Here is a 13,960-nt window from a genome sequence, read left to right as displayed (position 1 = left end):
GTGGTTCGAAATTCATGCTGGTCGACAGTCATTGCCATCTGGATTTTCCCGACTTTGCCGACGATCTCGACGGGATCGTCGGGCGCGCCGAGGCGGCCGGCATTGGCCGCATGGTCACGATCTCGACCCGGGTGAAGCGGCTCGGCGGTCTGCTCGCGATCACGGAGCGCTTTCCCGACGTCTACTGCTCGGTCGGCACCCATCCGCATCATGCCGACGAAGAGGACGGCATCCCGGCCAGCGAACTGATCGAACTGACGAAGCATCCGAAGGTCGTGGCGCTCGGCGAGGCGGGGCTCGACTATTTCTACGAGCACGGTTCGCGCGACGCCCAGGAGCGCGGCTTTCGCGCGCATATCGCGGCGGCGCGCGAAACCGGCCTGCCGCTCGTCATTCACACCCGGGAGGCCGACGAGGATTGCGGCCGCATCCTGGAGGACGAGGTCGCGAAGGGCCCGTTCAAGGCGGTTCTGCACTGCTACACCGGCGGGCGCGAACTCGCGATGAAGGCGATCGCGCTTGGGCTGTCGATCTCGTTCACGGGCATCCTGACCTTCAAGAAGTCCGACGCGCTACGCGCGCTGGCAGCCGAGCTGCCGGCCGATCGCATCATGGTCGAGACCGACGCGCCGTATCTTGCGCCCGGCAAATTCCGCGGCAAGCGCAACGAGCCGTCCTATGTCGTCGAGGTCGCCAGGGTGCTCGCGGAAACCCGCGGCGTTTCCCTGGAGGAGATCTCGCGGCAGACCACCGAAAACTTCTTCCGGCTGTTCTCCAAGGTGCCGGCGCCGAAGGTTGCTGCATGACGCTGACACTGACCATTCTGGGCTGCGGCTCGTCCGCCGGCGTGCCGCGCCCGGCACTCGGCTGGGGCGCCTGCGATCCCGGCAATCCCAAGAACCGCCGCCGCCGCTGCTCGATCATGGCCGAGCGCACCATGGAGCACGGCACCACGCGGGTCGTGATCGACACTTCGCCCGATCTGCGTGAGCAGCTGATCGACAGCAATGTCGAGCACATCGACGCGGTGTTCCTGACGCATGAGCATGCCGACCAGACCCACGGCATCGACGATTTACGCTCGGTCGTGCTGCATCAGCGCCGCCGCATCCCGGTCTACTTCAACCAGTCGACCGCCAAGGACATGATGGCGCGGTTCTCCTATTGCTTCATCTCGCCGGAAGGCAGCGACTATCCGCCGATCCTGACGCGGCATTCGATCGAGGCCGGCGAGAGCCATACGGTCCAGGGGAAGGGCGGCCCGCTGAAGCTCGCGGCCTTCCTGGTGCATCATGGCAAGATCCCGGCGCTCGGCTACCGCATCGGCGGCGCCGCCTACACGCCCGATCTGCACGACATCCCCCAGGAGAGCTGGCCGGCGCTCGAAGGTCTCGATCTCTGGATCGTCGACGGCTTGCGCTATGCGCAGCATCCCAGCCATTTCAGCGTTGCGGACGCGCTGTCGTGGATCGAGCGCTTCAAGCCGAAGCGCGCGGTCATCACCAACATGCATTCCGACCTCGACTACGAGGTGCTGCGGCAGAGTTTGCCGGCCGACGTCATCCCGGCCCATGACGGCATGCGGCTGACGCTCGACCGGGCAGGCTGAAGACTCAGGCCGAGATCGCCTTGGCGGATCCGACCTGGTTGCGCAGCAGGAATTTCTGGATCTTGCCGGTCGAGGTCTTCGGGATCACGCCGAACACCACGGATTTCGGCGTCTTGAACCCCGACATGTGCTCGCGGCAATAGGCGATGATCTCGGCCTCGGTCGCCTTGGCGCCGTCCTTCAGCTCGATGAAGGCGCAGGGCACTTCACCCCATTTCGGGTCGGGCTTGGCCACGACTGCCGCAAACAGCACGGCCGGGTGCTTGTAGAGGATATCCTCGACCTCGACGGAGGAGACGTTCTCGCCGCCGGAGATGATGATGTCCTTGGAGCGGTCCTTGATGATGACGTAGCCGTGCTCGTCGAGCACGCCGAGATCGCCGGTGTGAAACCAGCCGCCGGCAAAGGCTTCCTGCGTCGCCGTCGCGTTCTTCAGGTAACCCTTCATCACGATGTTGCCGCGGAACATGACCTCGCCGATGGTCTCGCCGTCGCGCGGCACCTCGCGCATGGTCTCGGGATCGAGCACCGTGACGCCTTCCTGCAGCGGATAGGATACGCCCTGGCGCCGCTTCAGCTGCGCGCGCGCATCAGCCGACAGCTCGTCCCAGCCCGGCTGCTCGGCGCAGACCGAGGCGGGGCCATAGACCTCGGTCAGCCCGTAGACGTGGGTCAGCTTGATGCCGATGCGCTCGCCGCCCTCGAGCACGGCAACCGGCGGCGCCGCGCCGGCGATCAGGCCGACAACGGGCTTTGCCTTACCGGCCTTCGGCGCATCGGGCGCGTTGATCAGCGTGTTGTACACGATCGGCGCGCCGCACATGTGGGTGACGCCGTGCCTCGGGATCAGTTCGAAGATCTTGGCCGGGTCGACCTTGCGCAGGCAGACATTGACGCCGGCGGCTGCCGCGATCGTCCAGGGGAAGCACCAGCCGTTGCAATGAAACATCGGCAGCGTCCAGAGATAGACCGGATGCTGGCCGAGATTGCCGGCGAGGATGTTGCTGACGGCGTTGAGATAGGCGCCGCGGTGATGGGTCACGACGCCCTTGGGATTGCCCGTCGTGCCCGACGTGTAGCTCAGCGCGATCGCATCCCATTCGTCGGCCGGCGGCCGTTCCACGAAGCCGGGATCGCCCGCCGCGACGGCTGCCTCATACTCGATCTCGCCGATCCGCTTGCCGCCGCCAAAGGCCGCGTCATCGACGTCGATCACGAACGGCTTTGCGCCCTTCATCAGGGTCAGGGCCTCCGCGATCACGCCGGAGAATTCGGGATCGACCAGAATGATCCTTGCGCCGCCATGCTCGAGCTGGAACGCGATCGATGCCGCGTCGAGGCGGATGTTGAGCGCGTTGAGCACCGCGCCGGTCATCGGCACCGCGAAGTGCAATTCGTTCATCGCCGGGATGTTCGGCAGCATCGCCGCGACCGTGTCGCCATGGCCGATGCCATGGCCCGCGAGATAGGACGCAAAGCGCCTGCAGCGCTCGTAGGTCTCTTTCCAGGTGAAGCTGCGGCCCTCATAGACCGCGCTGAGATGGTCGGGATAGACGGCAGCCGAGCGCGCCAGGAAGCTCAGCGGCGAGAGTGGCACGTAGTTGGCCGGCGTCTTGTCCAACCCGATCGAGTACTGGTTCTGAGCTGCACTCATGGCTCTATCCCATCCGCAAGGTGCTTTACAGGAAGCCGATCGATATCCAGGGGAAGATGGCGACGATGATCAGGCCGATCAACAGCGCCAGCATGTAACCCCAGATCGGCCGGATACCCTCGGCCGGATCGACGCGCCCGATGGCGCAGGCGGCATAATAGCCGACCCCGAACGGCGGCGCGAACAGGCCGATGCCCATCGCCAGGATGATGATCATGGCGTAGTGCACCTCGTGGACGCCGACCTGGTGCGCGATCGGAAACAGCAGCGGCCCGAACAGCACGATGGCCGGGATGCCCTCGAGCACGCTGCCGAGGATCACGAAGGCCAGGATCGAGACCGCGATGAAGGTCGCCGACCCGCCGGGCAGCCCGGTCATTGCCGCCGCCAGCGCCCGCGAGAAGCCGGACTGGGTCAGGCCCCAGGCCATGCCGGTCGCGGTACCGATGATGAACAGGATCGCCCCCGACAGGCACGCCGTGTCGATCAGCATCGGCAGCAGCCGCCGCCAGTTGAACTTGCGGTAGATCAAGAGGCCGATGACGAAGGCGTAGACGATGCCGATGGTCGACACTTCGGTGGCGGTGGCGATGCCTTCGACCACGGCGTAGCGGATCACGAAGGGCAGGGCCAATGCGGGCAGGGCGAACACGAACGCCTTGCCGATCTCGCTGCCGGTGGCGCGCTGGACGTGGCTGCGGTCTTCGCCGCGGTAGCGCCACCACACCAGCCCCGACAGCGTGATCGCCAGCACCACGCCGGGCAGCAGGCCGCCGGTGAACAGCGCCGAGATCGAGACGCCGGTCACCGAGCCGATCGTGATCAGCACGAGGCTCGGCGGAATGGTTTCGGTCTGCGCGCCGGTGGCGGCGAGCAGGGCGACCAGATCGCCCGGCTTGGCGCCGCGCTGCTTCATCTCCGGGAACAGCACGGGCGCGACCGCGGCCATGTCGGCGGCCTTCGATCCGGAGATGCCGGAGACCAGATACATGGCGCCGACCAGCACATAATGCAGGCCGCCGCGGACATGGCCGAGCAGGCTCGCCAGGAACGCCACCATAGCCCGCGCCATGCCGGTCATCTCGATCAGGAGGCCGAGGAAGACGAACAGCGGCACCGACAGCAGGATCAGATGGCTCATGCCCTCGTCCATCCGGCCGACCAGCACCATCAGCGGCGTCCGGGTGGTCAGCGCCAGGTAGCCGAAGATCGCCATGCCGAAGGCAAAGCCGATCGGCACGCCGGCGAACACGCAGAAGCCGACCACGCCGACGAAGAAGATGATCAGATTGAGGTTGCCGAGCGGCCGCAGCATCGGCTGTGCCAGCCAGAACGCGCCGATCAGCGCAGCCACGGTCAGCGCGGCCAGCAGGAAGGTCCTGAAATCGCCGACCCGGGCCAGCCGCAGCAGCGCGAACAGCGCCATCAGGCAGGTGCCGACCGGCAGCGCCGCCGCGCGCCAGGTGTTGGAAATCTGCAGCGCCGGCGTCGTGATGAAGCTTTCCTCGTAGGCGTATTCATAGGCCGGCCGCACGATCAGGATCAGGAACGCCAGTGCGGCGCAGGTTGCGACGACGTCGAGATAGGCCCACAGCCGCGGTCCCGCGCTTGCGACCAGCGCCGTCATCCGCATGTGCTCGCCACGGCGGAACGCCACCGCCGAGCCGAGCATCGCGAGCCACAGGAACAGGATCGACGCCAGTTCGTCGGACCAGATCAGCGGCGCATGGAGCACGTAGCGCGACACCACGCCGGCGAACAGGATCACGACCTCGGCGACGACAAGGATCGCCGCCGGGATTTCCACCAGCATCCCGAGCGCCGCGTCGATGGAACCGAGGACGGAGCGGCGGCGAGGGGGCTGCGACGCCGCCTCGCCGGCCACGGCCGGCGTCATCTCGACATGAGCCATGGCAAGCCTCCTGCTTGATTTGATCGATCAGGACAGTTTGCCGACGGACTTCTCGAGCAGATCCCAGGCCTTCTCGCCGTACTTGCCCTTCCACTCGGCGTAGAAGCCGGCGGTGCGGAGCTTGTCGCGGAACGGCCCGACCTCGGGCTGGTTGAACACGAGCCCCTTGCCCGTGAGCTCCTGCTTCACGGTGGCGTTCAGCTTCTCGGTGTCCTCACGCTCCTTGACGGCCGCCGCGTTGACGTTCTTGGCGACGATGGTCTTGATATCGTCCGGCAGCGCCGCCCAGGCCCGGCGGTTCATCAGGAACCAGAAGCCGTCCCACATGTGGTTGGTCATCGAGCAGTATTTCTGCACCTCGTAGAGCTTCGCCGCCGAGATCAGCGCCAGCGGGTTCTCCTGGCCCTCGACGATCTTGGTCTGCAGCGCCGAATAGACCTCGCTGAAATTGATCGAGGCGGGCGATGCATCGAACGCCTTGAACATCGAGGTCCACAGCGGTGACACCGGCACGCGAATCTTGAAGCCCTTGAGATCGTCGGGACCGGTGATCGGCTTGGTCGACGACGTGGTCTGGCGGAAGCCGTTGTCCCAGATCTTCTCCATGACCTCGAGGCCGGCCTTGTTGATCTCGCCGCGCACATAGGCGCCGAGCTCGCCGTCCATCGCCTTCCAGACCGTGGGATAGTCCGGGAATGCGAAGCCGATGCCGTTGATCGAGGCGGCCGGCACCAGGGTCGCCAGGATCAGGCCGGACAGCGTGAAGAACTCGACGCCGCCGGAGCGCACCTGGCTCAGCATGTCGGTATCGGAACCGAGCTGGCTGTTCGGGAACACCTGCAGGTCAAACCGGCCGTTGGTCTCGGTCTTGATCGCCGCGGCCATCTCCCGGGCGCGCGCCACGAACGGATGCGACTCCGGCAGGTTGTTGGCGAACTTGTAAGAGAACTCGGCCGACTGGGCGCGCGCGACATAGGGCGCGCCGATCCCGCCGAGGACGGCGGAAGCGGCGGAAACCTTCAGCAGCGTGCGTCGTGAAAAGCTCATTGGTTGCTCCCTCAAGAGGCTTGTTGTTGTTCTGAGATGCCATCCTATACGGACCTGATGCCGCGGGGTCACCAGCGATCTCTGCACAGCTGGGGCTTATTGCAGCGTCCGTACGCGGCGGCAATATCGGCTTTCAGACGAGATGCGCGCGCGTGCATCGCTGCGGCACCAGCACCGGCTAGGCGACAGTTCGGGACACACCATCACGCGCGCCAACTTGCGGACCAGTGCGAAGATTTCCCACTAAATATCTGATCTAATTGTAGATATAAATATTCCATAATATACCTTATGCGAATTACGGATATGGGCCTAGCCATGATCGCCGGCAGCTTTCCCATTGCTCCGCTCACCTTCGCCGCGACGCCGAGAATCAGGAACCTTGGCACCGTCTGACAGATCGACGGCCCAGTCCTACCTTCCAGCGGTTGAGCGATGAGCCGTATCAGCCAGGCGCGCCTGCCTCGACTTGTGCGGTTCGGTCATCTCGATCGTCTCGCATGGTCAATCGCTGTCGGGACCAGAACGGCTGCCTCGCAGCTACGCATCGCCAGCGTCAGCTCAGCCCCAGGAAGCAGGTATTGCCACCCCTGCTCCGATCGCCCTGATACCAGTACCTCGTTTCGGATGAAGCGCTCACCAAGCTCGCCGTCAGCGGCATCAACGCCGAAGCCGCCTGACGAGACGCGCGATGAAGCGACGTCCGCTTTGTACACACGCTCGCATTTGCTGGTAGATTGGACGTCGATTCAGCATCTGGGAGCCCGATGGCCCGACGCACCGGCAGCGCCGATCTTCCGCTCCATGGTGGCCGCGTGCCGCCATGGCTGGCGGCGCGCATGGCGACGCTGGGTGGCATCATCACCCAGGCCATCGTCCACCATTACGGCCGCGATGCCTTTTTGCAGCGACTGTCGCATCCGTTCTGGTTCCAGTCGTTCGGTGCCGTGATGGGCATGGACTGGCACTCGTCCGGCATCACCACCAGCGTCATCGGCGCGTTGAAGCGAGGTCTGGCGCCGCTGCAAGGCGAACTCGGAATCCACGTCTGCGGCGGGCGCGGCAAGCATTCGCGCCGCACGCCCGATGAACTGTCCGTCCTCGGCGACCGCGTCGGATTCGACGGTGCCGCCCTGACCCGCGCGAGCCGGCTGGTGGCCAAGGTCGACAGCGCCGCGGTGCAGGACGGATTCGAGCTCTACCTGCACGGCTTCTTCGTTACCGACGACGGCAAATGGACCGTCGTCCAGCAAGGCATGAACGGCGACAAGCGGCAGGCCCGCCGCTATCACTGGCACTCCGAAGGCCTGCGCAGCTTCGTCGACGAGCCGCACAGCGCGATCGACGGCCCGACGCAGGGCGAGATCGTCAATCTCACCGATCACCGCGCCGAAAGCTCACGCCAGGCGCAGCTCGATCTGCTCGCTGCGCTGGGGCCGGACGGCATCACGCGCGAATATGCCGAGCTGACGCAGAGTGCGACCGCGCAGCCGGATCTCCTGCACCTGATCATGCCCGCGCATCACGACGTGCGCTCGAGCGACGTGTTCGTCCGACGCCTGCACGGCACCCTGGCCGCGGCTGCCGATCGCGGGCCGCTGGATTTTCCCGAACTGCTGCTGACGCCCGGCGTCGGCGCCCGCACGGTGCAGTCGCTCGCGATGGTCGCCGAGGTCGTTCACGGGACGCCCTACCGCTTCCGTGACCCGGCGCGCTTCTCGCTCGCCCATGGCGGCAAGGACCGTCATCCCTTCCCGGTGCCGATCAAGGTCTATGACGAGACCATCCGCGTGCTGAAGTCGGCCGTGCAGCAGGCAAAGCTCGGCCGCGATGAGGAGATGCAGGCCCTGAAGCGGCTCGACGATCAGGCCCGCAGAATGGAACGAACCGCCACCGGCCCCTCCTTCGAGGCGTTTGTCGCGAACGAGCGCGCCCGTTCGCCCGCGCTCGACGGCCGCTCGGTGTTCGGCTGGGAAGCCGACCTTGCCGAGCGCGACGGGATCACCAAGCCTTAAAGCGAAGGCTTGATCCACCGCTTGGACCATCGCATGGCGCGCGTATTGATTGGCACCTCCGGCTGGCACTATTCTTCCTGGCACGGTCCGTTCTTTCCCAGGGGCTTGCCGCTCAAGCGGCAACTCGACTACTACGCGACGCAGTTTCCAACGACTGAGCTGAACGGCGTCTTCTACCGCACGCCGACCGAACAGGCGGTCACAGGCTGGCGCGATGCGACCGATGCGGAATTCGTCTTCGCCTGGAAGGCGTCGAAATTCATCACGCACTGGAAGCGCCTCTCCGCGAACTCGGTCAACAGTCTCCAGCTGCTGGAAGAGCGTCTGTCGTTGCTGCGCAACAAGGCCGGCCCGGTCCTGTTTCAGCTGCCGCCGAACTTCACGATCGATGCCGATCGGCTGGCCTCGTTCCTGACGCTGTTGAAGCGGCGGCGGCGCTATGCGTTCGAATTCCGCCACCCCAGCTGGTACGCGCCGCATGTCCTGAAGCTGCTGGCGGATCGCAATATCGCGCTCTGCATTTCCGATCATCACGATGCGCCGGCGCCGTGGAAGCGGACCGCGGATTTCGTCTATGTCCGCGGCCATGGCCCGGGCGGCCGATATCGCGGGCACTACAAGCCGGCCGAGCTTTCCGACTGGGCCAAACGCATCCGCGGCTGGAAGCGGCAGGGATGCGACATCTATGTCTATTTCGACAACGACCAGAAGAGCGCAGCGCCGGCGGATGCCAAACGGCTTTGCGCGCTGCTCGGCTCCGCCGTTCCGCGGCGGCGTTCGCAATAGGAACGAACGGTTCCAGCCTGCATTGGCTCCCAAGGAAAGGAGCCGGTGCGATGCCATCCGATGCGGTGAAAGCCATTGCGCTGAACTACACGCTGAAGCGGGGCAAGGATCCCTCCCCGACCCACTACAAGGACCTCGAAAAGCCCTACGACAAGACAGTGCAGACCACCGCCATGCTTGCGGCCAACGCGGCACATCTTGCACGCCTGCTGAAGTCGGCGACCTATCCCGGCGTAGCCTAGGCACGGAGCGGGACATGCCGCTTCATCCGACCTGGACCAACATCGCCATCCGCCTCGCCTTGATAGGAACGCCGTTCCGGGCGGCATCGTTAGGCCGTTGACGCAACCAGCCAAATCAAATGGAGAGGCTATCATGAAGGTTTGCGACGCGATGACACCTGACGTCCAGCTGTGCACCCCCGACGATACGCTCCGCGATGCCGCAGAAGCGATGGCAGCGCTCGGTGTTGGCCTGCTGCCGGTTACCGATAGCGAGCGCCTGGTCGGCATGATCACGGACCGCGACATCGCGCTTCGCGGCATCGGAATGGGTCGCGGCCCCGACTCGCGGGTCGGCGACGTCATGACGGCCGAGGTGAAGTATTGTTTCGAGGATCAGGAGCTCGACGACATCGCGCAGAACATGGGTGCGATCCAGGTTCGGCGCCTGCCGGTGCTGAGCCGGGACAAGCGCCTGGTCGGAATCATCGCTCTCGGGGATATCGCCCTGATCCAGGCCAGCGATGGTACGGGCATGGCGCTCAGCCAGATCTCACGCCCGACCACCCAACACGCGCAACTCTAGACTTACACGGCTCCGCTTCGCGGCCCTGGCTCGCAAAGGCTCGGCTCGCGAAGCGGAGCGTCAGGCGGGCCCATGGCCGACTATGTACCGTGGATTGTGATTGCCGCCGGGGTCATTGCCCTGATCGTCACGGCGCTGCTCTGGCGCGCCCATTACGTCAGCTCCGATTGACCGAACGGGGAGCTCGCGCCGTCAGGCCGCCATCCTGCGGCAGGATTCCGCGCATACACGGCACATCGCCACGCATTCGTCCATGCCGCCGATGCGAGCGCAATCCTCGGCGCATTCACTGCAGATCTCCGCGCATTCCCGGCAGGTGTGCTTGTGGTGCGGGGTGTTGATCAGCATGAAATGGGCCGCCGTCCGGCACATTTCCGCGCAAGCCATCATCAATCGGAAATGCGCCGGCTCGACATGCTTGCCGCCGGTGACGAGACAATGGTTCATGGCCGTGCCGAGGCAGGTCCTATAGCAGGACAGACAGGTCTCGACGCACCGGTTCATTTCCTCAGAGAATGCCATGTCGATACCTCACGCCTGCGCCAGCAGCTGGCGCAGGTAGCAGAGCCCGTCAAGGGTCAGCTTCGACTCGCGGACCTCGCCCTGTGCGATCTCGGCGTCGAGGAAGGTCTCGAGCTCGGGAAGCGCGCGGTCGAACCTGTCCGCGATGCCCATCAGCTCGCAGGTTTGCTTGATCCGCTCGATCGGTTTTTCCAGCACGTTGATCTCAACCATTTTGGCATAAGCGCGGGTCATGCCGTTGGTTCCTATGCTCATTGCCGGGGGGTGCGCTGCTGCGGGGTCTGCGCCGGCTAAGATGCCCTGCCGACCGTGTCGGCCATGGTTGCGCCACGCGCTCCGAGCGGCTTGCGGCGGCCCTCGGTCGAATCGAGCATGGTCTGATGCTCGATCTCTGAATTCAGCTCTGCCCCGCACAGCACAATGATGGCGGACATCCACATCCACGTCATCAGACCGATGGCAGCCCCCAGCGAGCCATAGGTCGCGTTGTAATCGCCGAAGTTCGCCAGATACCAGGAGAACAGCACCGAGCCGGCCAGCCACAGCACGGCCGCTGCGACGGCGCCGACGCTGAGCCACTGCCAGCGCGGCCTGGTTCGGCTCGGACCATAGCGGTACAGCACCGCGAGCGCGGTGAGGAGCAGGAGCACCAGGATCGGCCACCGTCCGAACCGGATGACGAGCTCGGCCGTCGTGCCCAGTCCGACCTGCTGTAGCAGAAGCGGGACGACGACCACCGCTCCGACCATCAGCATGATGGAAATCAGCCCGGCGATCGTGAACGAGAGGGACATCAGATTGAGTTTGACGAAGCTGCGCTTTTCCTTCTCGTCATAGACGACGTTGAGCGCATCGAAGATCGCCTTCATGCCGGCATTGGCGCTCCAGATCGCGATCAGCAGGCCGGCGGCAAAGGTCAGGCCGAGCGTCGAGGTCCCCTTCGCGAGCACGCGCGCGATCTGGTCCTGGACGATCGCAAACGAGCCTTCCGGCAGCATCAGCGCCAGGCTCTGCAGGTTCGATGAGATCGTGGACGGATCGGCGAACAGGCCGTAGCTCGAGACCAGCGCGGTGATCGCCGGGAAGATCGCGAGCAGGCCGTAGAACACGACGCCGGCCGCGGTCGCCAGCAGGCGGTCCTCGTCGATCTGCTGATAGGTGCGGAGCAGAATGTCCTTCCAGCCGGCAGTTGGAATCTCGAGCGGCGTGTCGGCGAGCCGTCCACGATCCTGCGTTTCGGCCAGCGCGGGTTCGACGCCCTGCTCCCGAGCGGACGGCCGCTCCGATCGGGACAACTGGCGAGAGATCGCCAACGTCGCCAGAGCCGTTGCACCAGCGAGCATCAGGTCGTTCGTCCAATTGCGCGGCGCCATCGCTAGTCCTGGATCGCGTCGCGCTGACGCCGGGCGCGCGATGCAGCAAACCAGCCGACAAGCATGATTGCAGCCCCGGCGGCCAGTGCGCGGGTGGTGGGATCTACGCTCGCCCCTGCTCCCGTCCGAGTGGTGGCGATCAGCCGCGCGGCGACGGGCACTGCGATCGCGCGCTTGAGCATGTCGACCTGTCGGCCCGGGCGCGGCACGGCCGGCGCAGGACGTGCGAGCAGCACGCGGCCCATGAGCAGCCCCAGGATCCCGAGGAGGACAAAGGCGCCGCCGATCGCGGCATATGCGATCCAGATGCCGTAATGCATTTCAAGGGCGTGGAAAGCCGCGCCAACCCCGATCCCGGTCGCGATCAGAAGCGAGACCGCACCCGCCAGCATGAAGCTGCACGCAAATGCGTAGCCGGTCACCAGGCGCGTCAGCCATTGTCGCAAGTCCGCAAGGTAGGAGCGGAAGATCAGGCTCAGCGAAGACGACGTGTTGACGCGCATGACGAGGTCCATTGCAAGTCGGCATCCGACAACCCGGCGGGAAGATCGACGTTCCTCCCCGGCAACGCGCAACAGTTTGCGCCATGCGGGACAGCGCGAACCGAGCGCTAACTGACCGGAGGGAGATTTGCGCGTGGCGGCATGGAGCTCGGGAATGGCTTCGCGACCATGAGCGTCCCGCGCTCGTCGGTTTCGAGCGCGATCTTCTGGGCGAGCATCACGTCGCCCGCCGCCAGCGCGCCGACGGGCCGGAAGCACCAGCCCAGCACGATACGATCGCCGCCGTCCATCTCATAGACGTTGGTCGAGGTGCCGTAGCAAATCCGGTATCGCTTGCCGGAGTCCGAGCCGATGACGTCGAAGCGCTTATACTTTTCGAACTGCGCCCGCTGCTCGGGTGACAGCCACGCGGACAGCAGCGCAAGTCCGCGCGCCTCAATTCGCTCATAGGCCTGCCAGCGATCCCAGATCGCGGCCAGCGTCGCACCCAGCGTGCCGGCGGCGCGCCGGAGCACGGACCGCAGGGACATCTCGCGCAGACGGGCGAGCATTGGCGTCAGCCGCCGACCAGCCTCGGATAGAACAGGGTTTCCTCGGCGGTCGGATCGAGCGCGCGGACCAACTTCGCCTCTCCGGTCGCTTGCCGGATTGCGGCGGTGTAGCCGTCCGACGTGAGCTGGGTGAAGCGAGCATTCGCCCAGGCCAGCTGCTCACTGTTGTCGGGGTCGAACTGCTGTCTCGTGTCGCCGGAGTGGTCCATCACCAAGATCGTTGCCATCATCGTCTCCCTTGAAGGACATTCACAACTGCATCAGACAATCGGCACGGCCGTCGTCGGCCTGCCGCCCATCCACTCCGGCAGCGCGGCGCCGTCGCGGTGACGGCCACCCGCGCCGGCCGCGGCCCACGCGGCGACCGCACCGAACAGCAGCGCCGCTGCAACCGAGAACGCCAAAATCACCGCGCTGCGCCGCGACCGCTGGATGGCGGTCCTGGCATCGCCCATCACGCTGTCGACGCGCTTCTCCGCCTCCGCAGCAGGCAGACCGGTCGCGGCCGCCACCTGCTGGATCAGATAGCTGCGATCGTCGGAGCTGACGCCACTGCGGCTGGAGCTCGTCAGCAGGATGCGACCGGCCTCTGCCCGCTCATAGCCGATATCGAGATTGGCCGGACGCCGCACTGACCGGTACAGGCGGTCGAGCTCGGCGCTCAGCAGCGGCTCCGCGGCCGTCGCAGATGGCCGGTTCTGAACCACCGGACGCGCGGTCGACAGGCCAACCAGCCCGACGATCGTAGCACCGAGGATGACGGCGAGCGCCCAGGCGGTCAGGCCGTGAAGCCCGTCGCGGCTGTCGATCTCGTCGGATGGCGTCGCGCCGATCACGCGCTGAGCCCGGCCGGCGATGTAGCCGCCGACGCCGAAGCTCACCAGCGCCTGCAGGATCAGATACAATCCCGACAGCAACGCGAGCGCGGCTGATGCGTCGCGCCATGACGGCGAGCTTGAACTCACACCCAACCCGACCGCCGCGCCGAAGCCGATCAAAATCACCGACAGCGCCGCCGCGGCCAGCGCGCCGGCAATGACCGGGCTCCATTGCAGCCGAAGCCCGGTCCTGTTGGCGGCGGACACGGCAAGCCCTCGCTCGCTATCCATGACGCGCCTACCGCAGCCCGAAGAACGACAGTATCGCCAAAATGACCACGATCAGTCCGACCAGATAAATCA

16 protein-coding genes are annotated in these 13,960 nt (G+C 65.6%); 6 read left to right on the top strand and 10 right to left on the bottom strand.

Features of this window, described 5'->3' with window-relative positions; translation table 11 throughout:
* Window positions 1-14: 14 nt before the first annotated feature.
* Together J2R78_RS36365 and J2R78_RS36360 are read left to right on the top strand one after the other, a co-directional pair.
* Complete coding sequence (locus tag J2R78_RS36365) at window positions 15-806, top strand: TatD family hydrolase (protein WP_253610013.1); 792 nt, start codon at window positions 15-17, stop codon at window positions 804-806.
* The gene (locus tag J2R78_RS36360) at window positions 803-1,609 is read left to right on the top strand and encodes an MBL fold metallo-hydrolase (protein ID WP_092084660.1); all 807 of its coding nucleotides are present in this window, start codon (window positions 803-805) and stop codon (window positions 1,607-1,609) included. Before J2R78_RS36365 ends, J2R78_RS36360 begins: the two co-directional genes overlap by 4 nt.
* A gap of 4 nt (window positions 1,610-1,613) precedes the next feature.
* Here J2R78_RS36360 and J2R78_RS36355 read toward each other — a convergent pair whose 3' ends face one another.
* The 3 genes from J2R78_RS36355 to J2R78_RS36345 are packed head-to-tail and all read right to left on the bottom strand — an operon-like array spanning window position 1,614 to window position 6,222.
* Window positions 1,614-3,263 carry an acyl-CoA synthetase gene (locus J2R78_RS36355; RefSeq protein WP_253608600.1) on the bottom strand — a complete coding sequence of 550 codons (1,650 nt, stop codon included), beginning with the start codon at window positions 3,261-3,263 and terminating at the stop codon, window positions 1,614-1,616.
* A gap of 25 nt (window positions 3,264-3,288) precedes the next feature.
* Window positions 3,289-5,175 (bottom strand): TRAP transporter large permease subunit, encoded by a 1,887-nt coding sequence (locus J2R78_RS36350; RefSeq protein ID WP_253608599.1) that lies wholly within the window; start codon window positions 5,173-5,175, stop codon window positions 3,289-3,291.
* A 27-nt stretch (window positions 5,176-5,202) separates the two neighbouring features.
* Window positions 5,203-6,222 (bottom strand): TRAP transporter substrate-binding protein, encoded by a 1,020-nt coding sequence (locus J2R78_RS36345; protein ID WP_028344051.1) that lies wholly within the window; start codon window positions 6,220-6,222, stop codon window positions 5,203-5,205.
* Window positions 6,223-6,989: 767 nt separating this feature from the next.
* Between J2R78_RS36345 and J2R78_RS36340 the strand changes: the two genes are divergently transcribed.
* The 4 genes from J2R78_RS36340 to J2R78_RS36325 all read left to right on the top strand — a co-directional run bounded on the left by J2R78_RS36340 (window position 6,990) and on the right by J2R78_RS36325 (window position 9,830).
* Complete coding sequence (locus J2R78_RS36340; RefSeq protein WP_253608598.1) at window positions 6,990-8,237, top strand: DUF763 domain-containing protein; 1,248 nt, start codon at window positions 6,990-6,992, stop codon at window positions 8,235-8,237.
* A gap of 33 nt (window positions 8,238-8,270) precedes the next feature.
* Window positions 8,271-9,023 carry a DUF72 domain-containing protein gene (locus J2R78_RS36335; RefSeq protein ID WP_253608597.1) on the top strand — a complete coding sequence of 251 codons (753 nt, stop codon included), beginning with the start codon at window positions 8,271-8,273 and terminating at the stop codon, window positions 9,021-9,023.
* A 50-nt stretch (window positions 9,024-9,073) separates the two neighbouring features.
* Window positions 9,074-9,265 (top strand): hypothetical protein, encoded by a 192-nt coding sequence (locus J2R78_RS36330; protein WP_253608596.1) that lies wholly within the window; start codon window positions 9,074-9,076, stop codon window positions 9,263-9,265.
* Between the two features lie 133 nt (window positions 9,266-9,398).
* Window positions 9,399-9,830 (top strand): CBS domain-containing protein, encoded by a 432-nt coding sequence (locus J2R78_RS36325; RefSeq protein ID WP_057018654.1) that lies wholly within the window; start codon window positions 9,399-9,401, stop codon window positions 9,828-9,830.
* A 192-nt stretch (window positions 9,831-10,022) separates the two neighbouring features.
* Here J2R78_RS36325 and J2R78_RS36320 read toward each other — a convergent pair whose 3' ends face one another.
* From J2R78_RS36320 to J2R78_RS36290, 7 genes are all read right to left on the bottom strand, one after another.
* Window positions 10,023-10,352, bottom strand: coding sequence for a four-helix bundle copper-binding protein (locus J2R78_RS36320; protein ID WP_253608595.1), 330 nt, complete (start codon window positions 10,350-10,352; stop codon window positions 10,023-10,025).
* 9 nt (window positions 10,353-10,361) lie between these two features.
* Window positions 10,362-10,586: a hypothetical protein gene (locus J2R78_RS36315; protein ID WP_253608594.1), complete on the bottom strand. Its 225-nt coding sequence runs from the start codon at window positions 10,584-10,586 to the stop codon at window positions 10,362-10,364.
* A 56-nt stretch (window positions 10,587-10,642) separates the two neighbouring features.
* On the bottom strand, window positions 10,643-11,725 hold the full coding sequence (locus J2R78_RS36310) for a YihY/virulence factor BrkB family protein (protein WP_253608593.1): 1,083 nt from the start codon (window positions 11,723-11,725) through the stop codon (window positions 10,643-10,645).
* 2 nt (window positions 11,726-11,727) lie between these two features.
* Window positions 11,728-12,240 carry a hypothetical protein gene (locus J2R78_RS36305; RefSeq protein WP_253608592.1) on the bottom strand — a complete coding sequence of 171 codons (513 nt, stop codon included), beginning with the start codon at window positions 12,238-12,240 and terminating at the stop codon, window positions 11,728-11,730.
* A gap of 95 nt (window positions 12,241-12,335) precedes the next feature.
* A complete protein-coding gene (locus J2R78_RS36300; RefSeq protein ID WP_233475468.1) occupies window positions 12,336-12,779 on the bottom strand; it encodes a hypothetical protein in 444 nt (147 codons plus the stop codon).
* Window positions 12,780-12,784: 5 nt separating this feature from the next.
* Window positions 12,785-13,006, bottom strand: a complete 222-nt coding sequence (locus J2R78_RS36295) for a hypothetical protein (RefSeq protein ID WP_050385371.1) — start codon at window positions 13,004-13,006, stop codon at window positions 12,785-12,787.
* Window positions 13,007-13,039: 33 nt separating this feature from the next.
* Window positions 13,040-13,888 carry a hypothetical protein gene (locus tag J2R78_RS36290; RefSeq protein ID WP_253608591.1) on the bottom strand — a complete coding sequence of 283 codons (849 nt, stop codon included), beginning with the start codon at window positions 13,886-13,888 and terminating at the stop codon, window positions 13,040-13,042.
* Between the last annotated feature and the right edge of the window lie 72 nt (window positions 13,889-13,960).

Source organism: Bradyrhizobium sp. USDA 4538 (assembly GCF_024171045.1).
GTDB lineage: Bacteria > Pseudomonadota > Alphaproteobacteria > Rhizobiales > Xanthobacteraceae > Bradyrhizobium > Bradyrhizobium australafricanum.
Note: the sequence above shows the minus strand (reverse complement) of the source record. Positions and strands in the feature narration are given on the sequence as shown.